Genomic DNA, 19,685 nt, shown 5'->3' with positions numbered 1-19,685 from the left:
GGTCTTAACCCTCAACCTTATTTAACCGCCACGTAGCTATTACAGGCAGTGTATTATCCAATATATGTTTCCGACAGAAATTTCGACGAATTTTGCCGCTGGTTGTATGCGGCATGACTTTAAGCGGGATAAAAATAATATGATGAATCTCGAGTTGATGGGTCTGATAAACCAGTTCAAAGATGGTATTGAATAAAGTATCTTGCTCGTCAGGTGACATGAAACGGTTTTTTATCTCACACAGAACAGTGAGTTCATATTCATGACCTGTTTGAATGACAAAAGCAGCGCATTTACCCAGGGACTCATGGATTGGGGAATGGAGAATGGAATATTCTATGTCATGTGGATAATGGTTTTTTCCATAAAGAATAATCAAATCTTTAATGCGGCCCGTCACATATAATTCCTCTTCATGTACAAACCCCAAGTCTCCAGTTCTTAAATACAATTGGTTGCTTGGATCATTAGAAATTTTACCATGAAATGCATGGCGTGTTTCTTCATCTTGTTGCCAGTACCCCTGGGCTACACTGTCACTGTGTACCCAAATTTCACCAATCTGGTCATTATCACAAAGCGCCCGTGTTTCTGGATCCACAATTTTCACTCTTTGAATAAATCGACCACAACTGACTAAACTGTGACTCTGTGAGTTTTCTTCTTGAGCAAAATGGACTCGATGATCCTGATATTGTTCTTTAGTTAAGGAGAGCGTCCGATAGGGTGTGTCTGGAATGGTACCTGTCACTAATAAAGTAGCCTCAGCCAAACCATAGCAAGGATAAAAGGCTTCTTTGCGAAATCCATAATTTTTAAATGCTTGATAAAAATGATCTAATGTTTCTTTTCTGATAGGCTCCGCACCATTCGATGCAATTCGCCAGCAGCTTAAATCCAATCCTTGTTTTTTTTCTTCCTTGATCCGTTTCACACAATAATCGTAAGCGAAATTGGGACTGCCGCTTATGGTTGCTCGATATTTGCTAATGTTTTGTAACCAGGAAAGAGGATTTTGTAAAAAAGAAAAAGGGGACATCAGATAGGTAGGTATGCCTGCATAAATAGGAGTCAAAATATAGCCTATTAATCCCATATCATGATGGGGCGGGAGCCAGCTGAAAGATATGGTTTCTTCATTTAATTCAAACGCAGCGAATATCTTTTGGATATTGTCCAGTAAATTTCTATGAGTGATGATGACCCCTTTCGGATGCATCGTGGATCCCGACGTGTACTGAAGAAAAGCAATCTGATGTTCGTGAATAGAGGGCGGCTGCCAAAAAGCACTTATTTGCAGTTCCATGCTGTCTATGGCTAAGCATGGAACTTTATCTAAATACGGTTTTCCTTTGTGATCCAGGGTCGCAAATTTAGTTAGATGATCAGCAGTCATAATCACAAATACAGGTTTTGCATTGCGAATAATGCGATGTGCTTTATCTAATAATTTGGCTTGGGCTGGAGGATAAATAGGTACAGCAATGCAACCTGCATAAAGACAGCCGAAAAAAGCTTGGATTAGGGCAAGTCCGGGAGAAAATAATAATAAGATCCTATCTCCAGGCTTTGCTCCTTGCACGCGTAATTGCGCTGCAATGGCTCTGGCCCGTTCATCCAATTCAGCATAAGTCATTTTTTCTTCTAGATTTCTATTGATAAAAGTACAACTTACTTTTTCTGGCGTATGTAGGGCCCTGTAGCGAACAGCATCCATTAGGGATAGGCAATTGAAAATCTCTTTACTCATTAAACATCCCTATGGAATTGCAAGACTTGGCCTGCATAAGAGAGACCGCCTCCAACGCTCATCATAAGTATTTTTCCAGGCCTATCAAAAATCTTTTCTTCGACTGCTCTTGCCAAAGAATAAAGAACAGAAGCACCACCAACATTTCCAATCGTATCTGAATCCCAAATGATTGCCTTGTGACTCATTTGGTACTCTTGGAGGAGTTGAGTAATTAATTTGCGATTCACTTGATGAGGAATAATCCAGGTGATGTTTTTTCTATCTTCTTCAGTAGGTAATAAATGATCCAGCATGTGCTTGTACTTAGCATAGGCCAGTTCTTTCATTAGGGATTCATCACCAATCAAATGATAGCCTATAGTGTCGATTTGCTCTTTGGTAGGGGGGAAAACACCCTGAGTGGTAAAGGCTTCAACGTATTTTCCCTCTGTAGAAAAAAAGGTTTTTTCAACAGCGAATGCACCGGTTTCCTTTTTTTCCATCAGCAAGGCTGCTGCCCCATCGGCTAATCCTATCCATGTTTTTTCATTTTCCGGATCGATTACTTTGGATAAAGTTTCGGCACAACTGACTATCACATTAGTGTAACCCAGGGCCATTAAGGCATAGGCAAGATGAAGTGTGGATAAGGAGGTCGAGCAGCCAGTTTTTAAATCATAAGCTGGAGCATCTATTCCTAAATTTCCAAGAACCGCTGCAGCTTGTGAGCCTGTAAATCGTTTATTGGTAGTAGAGCCCAATAAAAGAGCGTGTATTTTTTTTGAGTCATAATCCGCTAACAGTTTTTGTAATGCTTCAGTAGCTAAAGATTCAGCAGTCAACTCTCTAGACTTATCTAAAGATTCCCAAGGTTTATGGCACCAATAACGGGAATAAAAACCAAATTCTTCACCAATTTTTTCAGCAAATTTTTCTAAAAAGGATAAAGTGTGACCTGAAGTTCGTGGAAAGTTTTGTAAAATTTCCAGATTAGTAACTGGTGGAGAATCAGGAAGAACACGAGATGCAGCTGTAATATCAAAACGGATGTGGGGATGCAAAATTTCCATACATTACCTTTAAATTGTTTTTTCGTTTGCTTTTATTTCGATTACACTATGAATTCAATGAGCCTAAATTATAGCTGATTTTTTAGGAAAATTGACCCCAGTAATGACGAAGTGTATATTTTATATAAATTTTAATTAAAAGTTGAGTGTCAATATGTCTTCATCGTCTGTTGATAAAACCACGATGAAATGGATAGAAAATCTTATTGATGAACACAGTTTTCTTCCATTACTTACAGATTATGCCATAAATAATCAGTCTCATTTGCAATTTGGGGCTGAAGTGATTACGGGTTTAGCTCAAGTGAATCAAAGGCCTGTAGCAGTATATGCCCATAATAATTCCGTGAACCGAGGGTACATTACCAGCCAGGGCGCAAAAAAAATTGTGCGCCTCATGGATAGAGCCAAAGATTTACGGATTCCTATTATCGCTTTTTTAGCGTCTCCCGGTATTTCTTTGGAAGAAAATTTATTAAGTGGTGATGAGTACACGCAAATTATCGCACGTAATATCAACTTATCCGGTATGGTTCCGCAATTTGCGGTGCTTGTGGCCCCAACTCTTGGTGCACCTGCTTATTCTGCAGTATTGATGGATTTACTTTTTTTTAACAAGCACCGTAGTTATCTGATGGTAACCAGCCCTATGGTAGTGCAACAAGCAATTGGTGAAAAAGTCAGTATGAGTGAATTAGGGGGGGCAGCGATGCACGCGAGTACTACTGGCATTGCTGATTTTGTTGATGACAGCATCAGCGCGCAAATCAATCATGTTAAAACGATGCTCAACTTTTTTCCTTCACATAGCGGGGAATGTCCTCCTGTACGCTCCGCTCAGGAGCCTTTGCATCGCTTGCCCAATATACCGACGGACCCGAGAGTGCCATTTAATATGCTCGAATTAATTCAAGCACTTGTAGATAACTCTGAAGTATGGCAATACAAAAGCGCCTATGGCCAGGCTATCATTTGTGCTTTTGTACGCATTCATGGATATGCGGTGGGCATTGTGGCAAATCAGAGTATTCGTTTTAGTGGAGCCATTGATTCAGATGCGGCGCAAAAATCAGCTAAATTTATTCGGATATGTGATGCATACCGTATTCCAGTGCTTACTTTAATTGACGTTCCTGGATTTATGCCTGGAAAACGCGAAGAGCAAAAAGGATTATTGCAGCATGGAGCAAGGCTATGTGCTGCGATGCAGACTCGCGTACCCAGGATGAGTGTGATTGTTCGGAAATGTTATGGCGCTGCAGCATTTCTACTGATGCAAACTGCGTCTCAACAAGGAGATTTGGTTTTGGCTTTAGAGACTGCAACACTTGGCGTGATGGGCAAAGAGACTACGAAAAAAATTCAAAGTACTGATGGACAAGTATCTGTTGAGATGAAACATCAAGTGAATGATGCGCACAATCTTGATCCTTCTTTAGTGGAGGCATATAGGTCTGGTTTAATCGATGAAATTATTGTTCCTCAACAAATACGGGGAAGATTGGCTCAATATTTGGCGTATTTAGATCGCAAAATGGATGATGTGGCGATTGCGCGACATTCTATTGTATAGAAAAATTAGTTCGTCTACGTCCGGCGACTTGTTCGCGGGATCCAGCTACAGAGTCAAATTTATGGATTCCGCGAACAAGTCGCGGAACGCAGGCGAAGAAACATCCACTTAACTTAATGGCAGTGAGTGTTAGGGGGAGGGAAAAACGCAAGTTTCTTTCATTCTGATAAGTACCTCTTCCCTTCGGAAGGAGGAACGCTACAGTTAGTAAGGATCATTATGTCTTCTTACCATGATTTGCTGCAATTAATTAATTCATTCGAAGCTTATTTGGGAAATCCTGCAAAACAGGATAGTTACCCCATAAATTTTCAAGAAGTCTTGCACTATGATGAGCAAGAAGAGCTTGCCTGGCCGCAAATCAGATTCATTCAGCAGTGGGGATTTATGGAATACCTAATCCCTCAACACCTTAGCGGGCGTTTTGTTTCGCTTGATGTCGCGTTTTTTTTAGCAAAATCACTATGTAGACGTGATTTAACTACTGGTATTGCTTTGGGTTTGTCATTTTTGGGTTCCTTACCTCTTTGGATAGCAGGAAATGAACGTCAGAAAAAAGATTTGGTAGAGTCGTTACGTCGAGGTGAAATTACCGCATGTGCTTTAACCGAAGAAGAGCATGGTTCTGATATCATGGCGAATGAGGTAGCCGCTCAACCTTGCAAGAATGGATGGGAGCTATCTGGGAGAAAGTGGTGCATTAATTTTGCTACTCAGGGGCAAAGTGTCACTCTTCTTTGCCGTACTCATGAGCGAGGGGGCCCTTTAGGTTTTTCTGTTTTTTTTCTCGATAAATCGGCAATTCAATCAGGTTTTATGCCAACACCAAAACTCCCTACGCATGGGGTCAGGGGATTGGACATAAGCGGCTTTTCTTTAGACAAAGTTTTGTTGCCTCATGATGCGTTGATTGGGGGCGAAAAACGTGGTTTGGAAATCATTTATAAAACCTTACAGGTTTCACGTACTTTATGTGCTTCCTTTTCTGTGGGTGCAGCAGATACTGCCTTGCGACTAACGCTTTCTTTTAGTTTACAAAGACACTTGTATGGGAAAACCGCGTATGAAATTCCCGTGGTAAAACAGCGCTTGGGCGAGCAGTTTACCCAGTTGCTTATTGCAGATTGTACTGCCATAGCAGTTGCTCGTGCTGCATCGGTGATCCCTGAAAAATTATCTTTTTGGTCTGCTATTGTTAAATTTCTCATTCCCAAAATAACGGAAGGAATCGTTGAAGAATGCAGCACAGTAATGGGTGCACGTGCTTATTTACGTACAACAGAGTGGGCTATGCTTCAAAAAATCAGACGTGATATCCAAGTGGTGGGTTTATTTGATGGGAGTAGTCAGGTCAATTTATCGGTGATTGCTGGTAATTTAGTGCCCCAAGTGAGAATGAGAGGAGATTGTCCTCCGAGTCAGTTACAAAAATTGGAGGGGATTTTTAACCTCAATAGTATTTGTCCAGAGTTATCTCTGGAGCGATTAGGTCTTTTCACCCCTACTGAGGACGATATTTTGGCGGGTTTATCTGTGCTGGAATCGAAAAAAATCAATACATTAATCAAAGCGATTCGAAGGGAGTTAAAGCGCTTGGATAGACAAATCCTTGCTTTACAAGAGAAAAAGCAATTTGACCCACGCAGCCTTACTGCTTTTCGTTTGGCGGAGCACTATTGCTGGATTTTTGCAGCAAGTTGTTGTGTGCATTTTTGGTATCATAATCAGGAATTAATGGCTAGAGAATCACTGGGTTTGGACTGGCTTAATTTGGCAATTCAATTCATTCTTAATAAATTAAATGGGCGTGTAAACATTGAGCCTAAGTTGCAAGAGTCTATGGCAGAGCATTTAGTTCTGTTTTATGAGCAAAATAAAATGCTCTCTATGATTCCAATTAAAATACCCGATGGCCAACTTTAGTTTTTGCGGTTATCATTTCGTATCGTATTCATTTTGGCTATGGGAATGAATTGGAAAAGAAGATTAATTGCAGCAATTACCCGAAAAAAATATCAGGCTTTTATTGAAGATACCAAATACCCCGATCGTTCCCGTGACAGGCTGTGGAATCAAGAGATTGTACCTTTATTAAAAAAATCTGCTTATTGGCCTCCTTTATTACAAAATCTCCAAACGTCAAATCTGGATGATTTTCCAATTACAACCTATGAAGATTATGAAAAAGATCTTTTGGCAGCACAATACAGTCTTATACAGCCTTTTAATGGAGAAAAACTGCTTTTTTGGTCAGAAACTTCAGGAACAGCCGGTGTTCGAAAATTTTTTCCAATTACTCAATCTTTTCAGAGACAGTTTCAGCGCACCATGCCTCCTTATATTTATACATTGACTCAGCGTTTTCATGGATTGTTTCGAGAAAAGATACTGTATTTGGCTGCAGTAGATTCTCATAGAACGTCACCAGGCGGCATTCCTTCAGGCTGGATTAGCAATTTTAATTACCGTAATTTGCCTTCTTTTATTAAACGTTTTTATGCAATGCCTAATGAAGTATTCGATACTTCGGAAGTCTATATGCAATGGTCTGCTTTGTATGCTTTAGCATCTGATCTGAGTGCAATATTTGCCGTGACCCCCATGGTTATTGATGCTTTATTTGAGCGTTGTCTTACAAATTTTAAGTATTTTTTACCTTTTTTATTAGGTGAAAAAGTCGTTCCCGACTTTTTGCCGCCGCTTCAGGTTACAAAGAAACGTCAGCGTTATTTGCGTCAATTGACACACCAAGATCCAAGCACATTCAAAGAGTTTTGGCCGTCATTGACTGTTGTTGGATGTTGGATTTCAAGTCTTTGTGAATATCCTGCACGACAATTACACAAGTTATTAGGACCTGGGATTGAGATGGTTGATGGCACTTTTTCCGCTACAGAAGGCTGGCTTACTGTCCCAATTGACAATCAGATTGGGGGTATTTTGCATCCTGGCGCACATATTGCTGAGTTTATTGAAGAAGGAAAGCCGATTAAAAAAGAAAACCTGTTACAATCTTGGGAATTAGAGCAAGGCAAAAATTATGAAGTTTTTTTAACTACAGCTATGGGATTTGTCCGTTACCAGCTAAAAGATGTAGTGAAATGTATCGATTTTTTAAATAAAGCACCAAAGCTTGAATTTTGTTATAAAACGCAAATGCTTAAATTGGAAAGTTGTTCTGTTTCTGGCCAAGAGTTGCAGGAAATGTTGTGCGAGATTTCTTTTGATGTAGCGCCTCACTGGTATTTTGCCCGGAATAGTTTGGGGAATAGGATTGTTTTTGTTACAGACGATACAACTCAAATATCTGATTCCATATTGGTACAGATGCACGAACGTTTAATGCAAATTAGTGAACCTTATGCCCACGGCGTGAGTACCAAAGAAGTACTGCCTATAGTTTTATTCCAAGTGCCAAAAGATGAATTATTAGCGGATAGTCACGCGCAGACCAAACCAAAGCTTATTTCTCAGCAAGTAATTACGGAAAAATGAATTTCAATGTCTCCGGATCACTTGGAAAATTTGTTATGATTTCGCCTACGCCAAGCTATTATAAAAAAAGGAACATCATGTTATGACTGAGAAGAATAAAACCAAGTCAAAAAAAACTCCGGGAAAAACTGAATTAACTACTTCTATGCTTCTTATGATTGACCTGGTATCCATCTTATTTAGTTTGATGCCTAGTGTTGTTGCTTTTAGCGTAACGGGTTTATTTATTTATCATGGCTATGCATACACTTGGTTCGTTCTTCTGGTCGCTCCTTTTGTTTTATTTGCTTCTTTTATCGTGATTATCGCAGTAATTAGGCTGTGTTTGCCCCGCTTGAAACCGGGCCGATACAAACGTGAAATGAATCAGATGACTATTGCCTGGTTTTGTCATTTTGCACTTGCTCGTTCTGCTAAAGTAGTAGGTTTAACCCCTTTGTTGCAAACATTCAATGTGATTAAGTTTTTTTATTGGCGTGCATTAGGGGCTAAAGTTTCCTTTCAAATTGTAAATTCTTTTGACATAGATTTAGTTGATTGCCCATTAATCACTATAGGAAAAAATGTCACTCTTGCGAGTGGAGTGTCAATAAGTTGTCACTCTGATGTTGGTAGTTTACTCTTTCTTGCGCCGGTAATTATTGAAGACAATGTTTTCATAGGTATGGCGACCACTATTGGTCCAGGAACGACCATTAAAAAAGGTTGCTGGATTGGTTACGGAAATACGTTTGTCAATCAGGTGGTTGAGGAAAATTCACGATTTGGAAATATTAGGCCTACCCCAGATATAGAGTAAAAAGAAAAGGGGGCTTTCCCCCTAACTATTATTGGCTCCTACCTGAAATATTATTGGCATATAAGGCAGATTGAATAAAAAAAGAATAATTATATAATATAATGCAGAACTAATATTGCCTATGCGCACCCATTTTTGCTCCATATTTTCAGGGAACCAGGCTGTGATTGCATAAGTCAGGCTGTATAAAATCCCCGTGATGATACAAATGACGACATTAACGTCTACAGAATAAGATTGGAAAATTTTATAAGTCATCATTAAAACCAAAAGGAATAAAATCACGCGATAAAAACGGAGTAATAGCTTAAGCCAGGATGGAGCTCCTGATTCCACACTCCCGTCTTGAAAGTATGCATTAAAGAATATAATTCCTAATGCAGCTAATGGGATTAAAATAATCAGGGGATTGACGTATTCTTCACCCCCACTGAGAAGATGGCTTAGATAAAGTATAAAATACACAATACTAATCAATGCTAAGAAAGGAAATAAATAGTACATCATGCGTAATAGTAAAAAGCGCAAGCTATAGATAATTTTGATGTTTTGCTGACCAACCCCTAATCCTATAAAAAATAAAGTAACATGGGAAATCAATTGAAAATGGAAATTATTGGAGTATAAATTCCATAAAAAATCATTACCTACAGTTTTGAAAATAAAAGAGCCTAACAGGATAAGTACATTGGCTAAGGCAGAAAATAAAGAAGCAACAAAAAGCAAAAGAATAGTATTCCATACCGCAGCAAATAAGCTGTTATAACTGATACGCCAGGTATTATCATGATGGAATGCATAGTGAAATGAGTGCCCCACATAGACAAATAACGGGAAAGCGCCCAGAAATGTAATCCAATGTTCAAGAGGTAAGGAAGTATAACGAGCTTCTATAGGAAGCAAGGGTAAAGACAGGAACAGCGCGATAATGAAACTGCTTGCGACTAAGCGAAAACAATTTTTTTCGTTATAAGCCAATCCATATAAAAGAGCAAAAAGACTGATTAAGGTGTAATCAAATAGCTTAGTAATTTCATGGCGAATTAACCCATCAAGTGCGAATCCAAGCAGTAAGCCAATTAGAGTAAAAAGATAGATTCCTTTTTTTGATGGCATGCCGCTTCTCCTAAGGTATTTAAATTTAGAATAGCTGATTTTAAAAACACTTGCATTATTTCGCTGATATTATTCGTTTTTCTCAATTTTAACTTTATTAGAGCATTATGGTTTTATTTTAATTTCCGTTTTTGTAGAATGGATTTTAAGGATCGATTAACTAATTCGTTGGACTCACTATGCTGAGTAAAGAGGAACGTTTCAAACGATGGCGTGGGACCAGATTCTATGCAGAACAAAACGCGCTGAACTCAGCTTTGCTTATTAGCAATTACGTTAATTCAGTAGATAATCTTGAAGCCATCAAAGCGAATGCGCAGACAAAATATAACGACTTTGATCAATATAATGCACGCCCATGGGGAACAGCCGTTTTTGTCAAGCTGTTTATCGATGAAGCAATTGCACAACTGCCTGAGGATGCTGATAAAGAATTAGCATTACTGACCCACTCCAGCGAGGTTATATCCACTTTATATGATAACTGGAAAGATAATACCGCAGGTAATATTTTTGCTCTACTTGGAGATATTGAGAAATTAATCACTTTGGACAGTATTCCTTTTACCGATAAAAATCAATATAAAACATTTCTTCTGTCCTCCTATATGTTGTTCCATATTATCAAACTAGCAATTGCCCAAATAGAGGGGAATTGGAAAGCGCAAATTGTAGTTTCTCTTCTTGTAGATCTTGGACAAATCAAACCTAAGATAGATCTTTTTTTACTCCAAGTAGAAAAAAGAATGGAACAGTTAAAGGCAGGGCAATCAGCAAAAATGACGAACGATACTGTACCTGATCCTTTAAAACCTTTTAAAGATCTCTTGAGTGAACGTTATCTTAAAGTATTAGGTATTAAGCCTGTGAACAGCGCAAAACTTCAAAGAGGGTTACATAATACCAAGCGCCCTGCTCCTGCTGTGCCCAAATTTCATCTGCCAGAGAAAACTGTAAAACGAACCATTCATGAAAGCCTTAATGCACTTGAAGCAGATATAGAAAAAGTTTCATCAGGTATTTTCAGTCTTATTGAACAGCGGAGCAAAAAGGCAGATTTAGAAGCCAAAATAGAAGCAGTAAATAAACTACTTTTATTTGCAGAAGAAAATGATAAGAAAATCACTGCAAGAAAAGATTTTTTAGATTTTATAGAAGAACATGCGCAGTTATTTCAAGTTCTTTTAGAAACTGCCGAAGAAGACCCAAAACAACAATTACTTGAAAAAATAAAGCAATTAAAAAACATTGTTGAATCTCCCGATCTTTCTTCAGAAGTACTTCAGCGAGTGAGCTGGGTGACTTCACCAATAAAGGTTGTTTATCGCACTACCACACCCCAAGTATTGCAAAGCATGATTGCCTCCACTCTCCCAGCTACCCTGGATAGCACCTGCAAAGCGGAACTTAAAAATCTGGCAAATACATGTTTGCTGGACTTACGAGAAAAGCTAAAGAAAAAAGAGCACCAGATTACTGCCATAAATAATCGTTTTTTTAATCAAGACGAAGCGTTAAAACTATTGATTGCACAAGAAGGTTCTGAACGACTCGCTTTGTTACAAAAGGCAAATGAGATAATGAAAGAATCGGTGCAAGCTAGTTCTAGGCTACTTGCTACTGTAAAAGAAAATTCATCTTTTCTGCGGGATCTTCAGGCGAAGAGCCAAACCTTGAGCGCATTCATCAAACTACATGATGGTTTTTTCGTGAAAATTTCTAATTTCCTCGCCCAGTACTTTTCCTTCTTTAAAACGAGAACTGCAAAGATGATTGATGATGCCGCTGCTTGGAAAATTAAAGTGGATGGATTAGTAGGGGAGTATCAAAATATTGTGGATGGGGGAATACGCCAAATTGAACTTATTCCAAATTTGAATGATTCGATTAAGGTTCAAATAAAAAGCCAATTTATTGCAGAGGAACAGCAGATACGCCGAGAAAAACAAAATCACATTCATCCGAACAAGCGTGCCGTGCGTTTGTTAATGAACAATTTATCTCATTTGTTTGCCGCAAAACCGCTACCTCTTAGAGAGCAAACGAATGAAAAAGTACTCAATGAAGAACAATCCATTTTAGCTTGTTTTTAATTGTTTGATATTTTATTTCTGAAAAAATTCATAGATATATTCCAGATTACCTGTGTTTTTGAATTTCCTGAATAATCAATTTAATAAAGTGCTTGATTTTTCTGGACGCCATGTTTAAAGTTCGATCAAACCTAACTACTTCCAGGAGGATTAAAAATGCCAGGTTTTTTTAATAAGGAAAATAAATGGCGTGCAGCCATGCAAGCGACAAACGGACTATTTCTCATGATGACCGCGTACAGGATGTTTTCTGATCCGGAAACTGTTTGGGAAAATGGTTTTGAGGTAGCAGCGCTTGCGCTTAATGTAGTTACCTTCAGTGAAAATGACAATGCATTGACCAGTATAGGAAATGCCGCTTTTAATATTATGGGTTTGGGCACGGTTTATGCTGCAGCGACATTAGGTTGCTCTTCGAAGTCGCTCGCTGAGAGTGCAGGAAATGCTGCGTTGTATTTCGCCAATGCATTAACGAGTATTTGTTACAAATATGAGCCAAATCAGGAAAGGGCGCAAGAGTCTCAAGTAAAAACAATGTAATCAATTGAGTTTGGGCTGCAAAGCCCATCGTTCTTAAAATATCCAGACTATTTAAAAATAAATCATTTCTTATCTCTTAAAATTATCCGTTGTATTAAAAAATTTGAGCTATATTAAAAATACAGGATTTGAACAACTAGAAAAAAGGACAAATCATGAGTGCTCTTCTGCTATTATTTTTAGCAGTAACTGTAACCTCTTTTCCACAATTGCCATTGGAGTTTCCCCATACACAAGCAATTAAGAGTGATATTCGTTTCATCAGCGAAATCACCCCCTTTTCAGAGCCAGAACAAATTAATGACCAATCATTAAATGTTATTAAAATGCTGTTAACTCATGAAGCACCTCAATTAAATCCGCTCGTGATCGACAAGGTACTCTCTACTCTTAGGTGTGCTACTGAATATAATGTGGAACATAATCATATTTTAACGATTATCGATTATTCTTTACCTTCAAACGAAAAACGTTTCTGGGTGTTTGATTTAAAAGCCAAAAAATTATTGTTTCATACTTATGTGTCGCATGGCATCAAATCCGGTGCTTTATTGACCAATTTCTTTTCTAATAAACACAACAGCAAAGCAAGTAGTATTGGGGTTTATCAAACACAACAAGCTTATTATGGTCGAGATGGTCTTTCATTACGTTTAGATGGTTTGGACCGTAATTTTAACGATAATGCATCTGGACGCGCCGTGGTAATGCATTCTGGGTGGTATGTAGAAGAAGACTTTATTAAAAGATATGGAAGACCTGGACGAAGCTGGGGATGTCCAGCACTTCCTTTGGTGAACTCTCAAGCAATTATTAATATCATAAAAGATAAATCTTTATTAGTCATTTATTATCCTAGCGATACATGGTTTGCTAAATCAAAATTTTTAAATTGTGATAAAAATTCCACGCCTCAATATACGAATTCCTTGACCATACAAGTACCTGATACTGCACCTGATGAACAACGTGATGCTATTTTATTTGTAGGTAGTGGATATAAAGGCAGTAAACATGCAGAAACTAAACCGGTTACAGTCATTTCGGCAGATACATATGAACGGGTATTTCATACGACAGCCCCATTGACACGAATGTTACGACGTCAGATTAATAATGCAGAATACATTGCACTGAATGCTCAAGAGCTTTTTTATTTGTCTCATCACACTAATTCAGATAGTACAGGTCAAGAAGAAGGTATTAATGCCATTCGTTTTGTAATACCGGTTCTAAAAGTAGTCCGGGGCGGTTATTATGAGACGCAAATGCAGTTTGTCAATTTAGGTAAAATCAAGGCAGTCAAAATCAATGGCAATTTAGTCAGAGACAATTCCCTTGCGAACAGTTTCACTGTTTATTTTGAAGGAAACTCATCAGTTAATTTAAATGCTCACAATGAATTTATTCGTTGGGTAGGATTATAGGATGGCTGCATGCTTTGGAGAATCATTTTCATCCAACTTGCACTCAACTCTGACGTTTCCCAAGATTCTTAACGTGTCACTAACAGATAGCACCAAGTGCCTAACTTACTTTGACTCATTTTTCGAGTCGTCCAGTTCAAGCCACATTGCATTTAAGATCGCAAAACAACAGGCCAGGCCGGTACCCAAAATCCAGGAAAAATACCACATAAACACCTCCTAATAAGCTGTATCTTGGTTTTTAGTAATTGTTTGTTCAGTTATTTTTCCTCGCAATACATGATAAACCCATGCGGTATAAAGCAAAATGAACGGTAATAAAATAACGGTTCCTACTAACATGATAAACAAAGTTAACTGACTTGAAGAACTATCCCAGACCAGTAAGCTTTGTCCAGGATTAGTCGAAGAGGGCAGTATAAATGGAAACATACTGACACCTACAGTAGCGATAATGCCAGCTACTGAAAGGGCGCTGCAAAGAAAAGCTGTCTTAACATGTTTTGCAGTAATTAATGCTAATAATGCCGCAATCATGCCGATTCCTGGAGCAAATAAAGTTATGGGCAGAGCGCGGTAGTTGGAAAACCAAGCATCTGTTAGTCGAATTGCTGACTTGTAATGCGGGTTTGATGGACCATCATGAGCTAAAACTCCTGTCACACTGTAACCATCAATACCATAATGAAGCCAAATTCCAGCGCCTATAAAAATCAATAAACTCAGTAGGGCAGATACTTTTCCTGCAGTTCTGGCTCGCTTTTGAATGCGATCTTCGGTTCTTAAGTTAAGAAAAAAAGCACCATGCATGGCAAGCATCAACACAGACAACAAACCACACAGCAGGGCAAAAGGATTCAGTAAATCAAGGAAGCTGCCTGTGTAGAAGGGTCGCAAATATTCATCAAAATGAAAAGGAACACCTTGTAATACATTGCCAATAGCCACGCCAAAAATAAGTGCAGGTACAAAGCCACCAACAAATAAAGCATAATCCCAAAATGAGCGCCATCGAGGATTTTCTAATTTTGAACGGTACTTAAAACCAACAGGACGCAAGATGAGCGCCAACAAAACCAGGAGCATCGCAAAATAAAAACCCGAGAAGGAGAGGGCATATAAGGCTGGCCAGGCAGCAAAGATAGCGCCACCACCGAGAATAAACCAGACTTGATTTCCTTCCCAGGTTGGACCGATGCTATTAATTAATATGCGTCGTTCTATATCTGTTTTTGCAAGCCAGGGCAGCCACATAGCAACACCCAGGTCAAAACCATCCATGACTGCAAAACCAATGAGCAATACACCGAGCAGGATCCACCATATAATTCGTAATGTTTCATAGTCCAAAGGCATAATGAATCTCCTAGTGCGCCATATTATCAGGGCCAAGACGGATGTATTTTACCATCAAGAAAATTTCAACTATGGCAAGAATTGTGTAAAAGAGAATGAATCCGCTTATGGATGTTAATACTTGAGTAGTGCTTATGCTGGATGTACCCATCGCGGTAGGTAAGATATCCTGGACTACCCATGGTTGACGTCCGTATTCTGCCACTACCCAACCTAACTCTGCGGCGATCCAAGGTAGTGGCAGTGAATAGAATGCCATTCGCAAATACCAACGGGTAGTGTGTAATTTACGTTTCATGGACAGGTAGAAGCCTGTTGCAAATAAGAAAACGAAGAAGAATCCGCAAGCAACCATGATACGGAATGAGAAAAATAAAGGAGTGACTCGAGGCTTTAGATCATGGGCTGCCTGATTAATTTGATCTTCAGTTGCATCAACTACATTTTCAGTGTATTTCTTCAAGAGTAGACCGTAACCTAAATATTTATTGTGTGCGGTAAAATCAGCTTTTGCTTGCTCGTCATTAGGATTTTTTTGTAATCGTGTTAATGCTTCATAAGCAAGCATACCCTCTTTGATTCGTTCTTTCCCTTGTTCAATCAATTCAGAAATACCCTGTAGGGGCTCCGTGAATGCGCGTGTTGCGATTAATCCCAATGCATAAGGGATTTCTATTTCATAATCAGTTTTCATTGTTTCTTCATTAGGAATACCAAAAACTGTAAGACTTGCTGGGGCTTTTTCGGTATGCCACATGGCTTCGATTGCTGCGAATTTCATTTTTTGATTTTGATTATCAAGATAACCGCTTTCATCGCCTAATACGACTACAGCTAAAGCAGATGCAAGTCCAAAGCTTGCAGCCACAGTTATAGAGCGCTTGGCAAATTGGATGTTTCTGCCCCGTAATAAAAAGTAAGCGCTAATGGATAAGACAAAAATTGACCCTGTGACGTAACCAGCACTAATAGTATGAACAAATTTGGCTTGAGCGACCGGATTAAACATCACTGCAACAAAATCGGTAACCTCCATCCGCATCGTGTGGAAGTTAAACTCTGCTCCAACTGGATTTTGCATCCAACCATTAGCAATCAAAATCCATAATGCAGAAAGATTTGTACCTAAAGCAAGTAACCAGGTACAACACATATGTTGAAAGCGACTTAATCTGTCCCAGCCGAAAAAAAACAAACCGACAAAGGTAGCTTCTAAAAAGAAAGCCATAAGTCCTTCAAGAGCCAGTGGGGCACCAAAAACATCGCCAACATAGTGGGAGTAATAGGCCCAATTGGTACCAAATTGGAACTCCATAGTCAGACCGGTAGCTACACCTAAAACGAAATTAATACCAAAGAGAATTCCCCAATATTTGACCATCTGTCGCCAAATATCTCGGCCTGTCATTACATAGATTGTTTCCATTATCGCTAAAATTAGCGATAAGCCCAATGTCAGTGGGACAAAAAGGAAATGATAAAGCGCTGTTAGAGCAAATTGTAAACGGGAAAGATCGACCAGATCACTACCAGGAATCATTGCTCACCTCACATGTCATATACTGTGTTGATAAAATTTTGCTCAATCGCCCTGCTTATCTATAAGAAAGTATTGGGGATTTTCTGTTCATTTTTCTTTAGGAAGAATATATTCCTTTTGTTGACTTGTACCTAACAGCCATTGTTCATTGCTTTGATGTGATCTTTCCACATCCTTAAAACAAATTATCCATAATAAAATCAATAAGCTAAACTTAATAATTAAGGTAATGAGGATATCACGAGTTAGTGGTTTAATCATATTCATTAACTCTTTTTCCTTGGCCTAACATCCCATATTTTAAAGATTCTGCGATGAAGGAGGCTTTTTGAAAAATGTCCTTGGCAGCATTCATAGGCAAATGATTTACCGCTTCTTCCTGGAATAAATTAAGCCAACGGACAAAATGTGCTTCCTCAATTTGGGCGAGTTGTTTTAATAGGATATGTTTTTGATAAGCATTACCGTGATACTCATGAGTTTTCAACATAATGCTATTCCAAAATTGGCAAAGCAAGGGGATATGTTCATCCCAATCAACCTGTGCTGTATCATTGAAAATTGGGCCAAGGATCTCATCTTTTTGTACTTTTCGGTAAAAATGAGTCACAAGCTTTTCGATATGTGTTTTATTCAGCTCAGTCATATCACTACTACCCGCTGATACAAGTGAGATAATGATAATAAAGTTTCATTTTAAATACAACTTTAAAATAGTACCAATTCTAATTATTTTTTTCTGCATGAATTAACTCAAGTAAGGCCTGAGCATTATTGTGTTTTGCATCTTGAGCACTGTATAACAAAGTTACAGTCTGACTTTTTGCTTGAGAAGTAATCGTTGCGAGTTGTTCTTGTTTCTCTGTGAGTTCTTGAGCATAGCGTTTTTGAAACTCTTGCCATTTATCAGGTTCATGATTAAACCATTGGCGTAATGCAGTGCTTGGGGCAATTTCTTTGAGCCATAAGTCTATAGCAGCTGTCTCTTTCTTAATTCCGCGAGGCCATAACTTATCAACCAATATCCTATACCCGTCTGCGTAATCAGGTTTTTCATAAATTCGCTTGATTTTTATTTTGTGCATCGAGATTTTCTCCTTTAGGAGCAAGATTGAGTAATGGGTAGAGTTCCACTTTGTTTTGAATAATATCTGCCAAGCTAAATTGTTCCAAGATCGCAAAAAAGGCACTTTGTGCATCAATGAGAATTTTTCGTAATTTACAGATTGGGGCGATGCAACAATTTGCTTCTTTATTAAAACAAGGTACTAAATCAAAGTGAGGTTCAAGCTGCAAAACAAGTGTTTTGAGATTAATTTCCGCGGGATTTTCAGCCATGATAATGCCGCCATTTTTTCCTCTAATTGTTTTAACAATTCCTAATTTAGATAAATTATGGATGATTTTTATTAGATGATTGTGTGAAATTGCATAGGCTGTAGCAATGTCATTAATGGTGCATGTATTTTGTTTTATCGCAATATAAATTAAAGCGCGTAATGAATAATCAGTAAATTGAGTAAGCTGCATTAATTGCCCTAAATATGAAAGAGGAACTTATTATTTCTCTTTATTAGAGGTATTTCAAATATAGAGTTAAAGGTTACAAAAAATCAACAAACCCACTATTTTTAAAGCGAATTTACGATATAATTAAACTATAAATTATTAGAAAATAGGAAATTATTATGAGCAGAAATTCTATGAGTAGTATGATGCGTGCAGTAGTTTTTGCTCTTGGCCTATTTACTGCTGGAGCAAGTTTTGCGCATGGCGGCTGGCACGGTGGTTATTATCATGGTGGCGGCTGGCATGGCGGCTATTATCATGGCGGTGGTTGGCGCGGCGGCTATTATGGGGGCTGGGGCGGCGGTTGGGTGGGACCTGGTGTTGTCATTGGAGTTCCTTACTACAACGATTATTACTATCCTGAGTGTCAATCTGTTCGTGTATGTAATCAATATGGACATTGCTGGTATCAAGATTCCTGTTATTAATTAAGTAATGTTTTTTTAAACTTGTGGCCTGAGTCTGCGGTTTTTTTAAAATGCATAATAAGTAAAAAACAGTCGGGTTATCCTAAGACGCTCATCTCAAAAGATTACCACAGGTTGATAGTATCTATGGGTAAAAATTGATACTATTTGATGGTTTTCGGCGACTTTAGGTTTCCCTATGAACAACACATTGGAATATCTGAAACATCTGGATTGGGAGCGTTTTGCTTTTGCTTTATTTCTACTCCTATTCGGCTATTTTTTTGCATTGAGCTTAAAGTATTGTATTGGTCAAAAAATGATTTAGCAACCGTACGAGATGAGGTGCTTTCCGCAATAAAAACAACATTTGAGCGAGAATCAATTACTTTTGTAAATGAACGAATTTACATATCCTCGCTCCCTTCTTCAGTAACCCCATTACCTTCATCGTTCTGAGCAGAAAAACCAAGAAATCTAACTGACTTATTTATTGCTTATTTTATAAGCATATTTTGCTTCGTTTTATCGAATTCCAATTCCAAGGCTACTTGCGAGTCTCGCATACTAGGTGTATGTTGAATAGGAATGGATTGTAAAGTTGGGAGTTGAAATGGAATCAACGATCGAAATTATTGGCTATGTTGCCTGTTGCCTGGTTTTAGCGACTTTCTATGTCAAAAGGATTTTGACATTACGTCTTCTCGCAATCTGCTCCAATGTAGCATTTATTCTTTATGCTCTTGGGAGTAACCTTTATCCGATTTTTGTTTTGCATTCGTTATTATTACCGTTGAACTTATATCGGATTTTTGAAATAAAGAGAGGTACGTTCTGCACTCTTAATCATGGTTCGGTGGAAAGCGCAGTGTCTATAGAAGAAATAAATGGTTAAGAAAATGTAAATAATAGTTTCGGATGTCTAAAGGTGATATGCCTGCTGCTATTATAAATTCTTTAGCATTATG

The 19,685-nt window shown here is 38.4% G+C and carries 20 protein-coding genes; 10 read left to right on the top strand and 10 right to left on the bottom strand.

Annotated elements, in window-relative coordinates; translation table 11 throughout:
• Positions 1-4: 4 nt before the first annotated feature.
• Positions 5-1,750: a fatty acyl-AMP ligase gene (locus tag FOLKNPGA_RS13805; protein ID WP_182350445.1), complete on the bottom strand. Its 1,746-nt coding sequence runs from the start codon at positions 1,748-1,750 to the stop codon at positions 5-7.
• Entirely contained in the window at positions 1,750-2,802 is a 1,053-nt protein-coding gene (locus FOLKNPGA_RS13800) for a 3-oxoacyl-ACP synthase III family protein (RefSeq protein WP_182350444.1), read from the bottom strand. The genes FOLKNPGA_RS13805 and FOLKNPGA_RS13800 overlap by 1 nt, the downstream gene beginning before the upstream one ends.
• A gap of 154 nt (positions 2,803-2,956) precedes the next feature.
• Between FOLKNPGA_RS13800 and FOLKNPGA_RS13795 the strand changes: the two genes are divergently transcribed.
• The 4 genes from FOLKNPGA_RS13795 to FOLKNPGA_RS13780 all read left to right on the top strand — a co-directional run bounded on the left by FOLKNPGA_RS13795 (position 2,957) and on the right by FOLKNPGA_RS13780 (position 8,669).
• Positions 2,957-4,375 (top strand): acyl-CoA carboxylase subunit beta, encoded by a 1,419-nt coding sequence (locus FOLKNPGA_RS13795; RefSeq protein WP_182350443.1) that lies wholly within the window; start codon positions 2,957-2,959, stop codon positions 4,373-4,375.
• A gap of 219 nt (positions 4,376-4,594) precedes the next feature.
• The gene (locus FOLKNPGA_RS13790) at positions 4,595-6,298 is read left to right on the top strand and encodes an acyl-CoA dehydrogenase (RefSeq protein WP_182350442.1); all 1,704 of its coding nucleotides are present in this window, start codon (positions 4,595-4,597) and stop codon (positions 6,296-6,298) included.
• A 45-nt stretch (positions 6,299-6,343) separates the two neighbouring features.
• The gene (locus FOLKNPGA_RS13785; protein ID WP_182350441.1) at positions 6,344-7,870 is read left to right on the top strand and encodes a GH3 auxin-responsive promoter family protein; all 1,527 of its coding nucleotides are present in this window, start codon (positions 6,344-6,346) and stop codon (positions 7,868-7,870) included.
• 82 nt (positions 7,871-7,952) lie between these two features.
• Positions 7,953-8,669 (top strand): DapH/DapD/GlmU-related protein, encoded by a 717-nt coding sequence (locus FOLKNPGA_RS13780; protein ID WP_182350440.1) that lies wholly within the window; start codon positions 7,953-7,955, stop codon positions 8,667-8,669.
• A 21-nt stretch (positions 8,670-8,690) separates the two neighbouring features.
• On the opposite strand, the gene FOLKNPGA_RS13775 is transcribed toward FOLKNPGA_RS13780, so the two are convergent.
• Positions 8,691-9,785, bottom strand: coding sequence for a hypothetical protein (locus FOLKNPGA_RS13775; protein WP_182350439.1), 1,095 nt, complete (start codon positions 9,783-9,785; stop codon positions 8,691-8,693).
• Positions 9,786-9,964: 179 nt separating this feature from the next.
• Between FOLKNPGA_RS13775 and FOLKNPGA_RS13770 the strand changes: the two genes are divergently transcribed.
• From FOLKNPGA_RS13770 to FOLKNPGA_RS13760, 3 genes are all read left to right on the top strand, one after another.
• On the top strand, positions 9,965-11,878 hold the full coding sequence (locus FOLKNPGA_RS13770; RefSeq protein WP_182350438.1) for a hypothetical protein: 1,914 nt from the start codon (positions 9,965-9,967) through the stop codon (positions 11,876-11,878).
• A 156-nt stretch (positions 11,879-12,034) separates the two neighbouring features.
• Positions 12,035-12,418 (top strand): hypothetical protein, encoded by a 384-nt coding sequence (locus tag FOLKNPGA_RS13765; RefSeq protein WP_182350437.1) that lies wholly within the window; start codon positions 12,035-12,037, stop codon positions 12,416-12,418.
• Positions 12,419-12,573: 155 nt separating this feature from the next.
• Positions 12,574-13,845: a murein L,D-transpeptidase catalytic domain family protein gene (locus FOLKNPGA_RS13760; protein WP_182350436.1), complete on the top strand. Its 1,272-nt coding sequence runs from the start codon at positions 12,574-12,576 to the stop codon at positions 13,843-13,845.
• A gap of 105 nt (positions 13,846-13,950) precedes the next feature.
• On the opposite strand, the gene cydX is transcribed toward FOLKNPGA_RS13760, so the two are convergent.
• From cydX to FOLKNPGA_RS13725, 7 genes are all read right to left on the bottom strand, one after another.
• Positions 13,951-14,055 (bottom strand): cytochrome bd-I oxidase subunit CydX, encoded by a 105-nt coding sequence (cydX, locus tag FOLKNPGA_RS13755; RefSeq protein WP_058460063.1) that lies wholly within the window; start codon positions 14,053-14,055, stop codon positions 13,951-13,953.
• 9 nt (positions 14,056-14,064) lie between these two features.
• Positions 14,065-15,201: a cytochrome d ubiquinol oxidase subunit II gene (cydB, locus tag FOLKNPGA_RS13750; RefSeq protein ID WP_182350435.1), complete on the bottom strand. Its 1,137-nt coding sequence runs from the start codon at positions 15,199-15,201 to the stop codon at positions 14,065-14,067.
• A gap of 10 nt (positions 15,202-15,211) precedes the next feature.
• Complete coding sequence (locus tag FOLKNPGA_RS13745; RefSeq protein ID WP_182350434.1) at positions 15,212-16,741, bottom strand: cytochrome ubiquinol oxidase subunit I; 1,530 nt, start codon at positions 16,739-16,741, stop codon at positions 15,212-15,214.
• Positions 16,742-16,828: 87 nt separating this feature from the next.
• The gene (gene cydP / locus FOLKNPGA_RS13740) at positions 16,829-17,008 is read right to left on the bottom strand and encodes a cytochrome oxidase putative small subunit CydP (RefSeq protein ID WP_182352905.1); all 180 of its coding nucleotides are present in this window, start codon (positions 17,006-17,008) and stop codon (positions 16,829-16,831) included.
• Positions 16,995-17,387 carry a group III truncated hemoglobin gene (locus FOLKNPGA_RS13735; RefSeq protein ID WP_182350433.1) on the bottom strand — a complete coding sequence of 131 codons (393 nt, stop codon included), beginning with the start codon at positions 17,385-17,387 and terminating at the stop codon, positions 16,995-16,997. Before FOLKNPGA_RS13735 ends, cydP begins: the two co-directional genes overlap by 14 nt.
• Positions 17,388-17,466: 79 nt before the next feature.
• Positions 17,467-17,826, bottom strand: coding sequence for a DUF488 domain-containing protein (locus FOLKNPGA_RS13730; protein ID WP_182350432.1), 360 nt, complete (start codon positions 17,824-17,826; stop codon positions 17,467-17,469).
• A complete protein-coding gene (locus FOLKNPGA_RS13725; protein ID WP_182350431.1) occupies positions 17,795-18,271 on the bottom strand; it encodes an Rrf2 family transcriptional regulator in 477 nt (158 codons plus the stop codon). The genes FOLKNPGA_RS13730 and FOLKNPGA_RS13725 overlap by 32 nt, the downstream gene beginning before the upstream one ends.
• A 158-nt stretch (positions 18,272-18,429) precedes the next feature.
• Between FOLKNPGA_RS13725 and FOLKNPGA_RS13720 the strand changes: the two genes are divergently transcribed.
• The 3 genes from FOLKNPGA_RS13720 to FOLKNPGA_RS13715 all read left to right on the top strand — a co-directional run bounded on the left by FOLKNPGA_RS13720 (position 18,430) and on the right by FOLKNPGA_RS13715 (position 19,612).
• The gene (locus FOLKNPGA_RS13720; protein ID WP_182350430.1) at positions 18,430-18,738 is read left to right on the top strand and encodes a hypothetical protein; all 309 of its coding nucleotides are present in this window, start codon (positions 18,430-18,432) and stop codon (positions 18,736-18,738) included.
• A 178-nt stretch (positions 18,739-18,916) separates the two neighbouring features.
• Entirely contained in the window at positions 18,917-19,045 is a 129-nt protein-coding gene (locus FOLKNPGA_RS19030) for a hypothetical protein (protein ID WP_255465984.1), read from the top strand.
• A 285-nt stretch (positions 19,046-19,330) separates the two neighbouring features.
• Entirely contained in the window at positions 19,331-19,612 is a 282-nt protein-coding gene (locus FOLKNPGA_RS13715; protein ID WP_182350429.1) for a hypothetical protein, read from the top strand.
• Positions 19,613-19,685 lie beyond the last annotated feature (73 nt).

The organism is Legionella sp. PC1000 (genome assembly GCF_014109805.1).
Classification (GTDB): Bacteria; Pseudomonadota; Gammaproteobacteria; order Legionellales; family Legionellaceae; genus Legionella; species Legionella resiliens.
The sequence above is the reverse complement of the archived record's forward strand: the minus strand, read 5'-3'. Positions and strand labels throughout refer to the sequence as shown.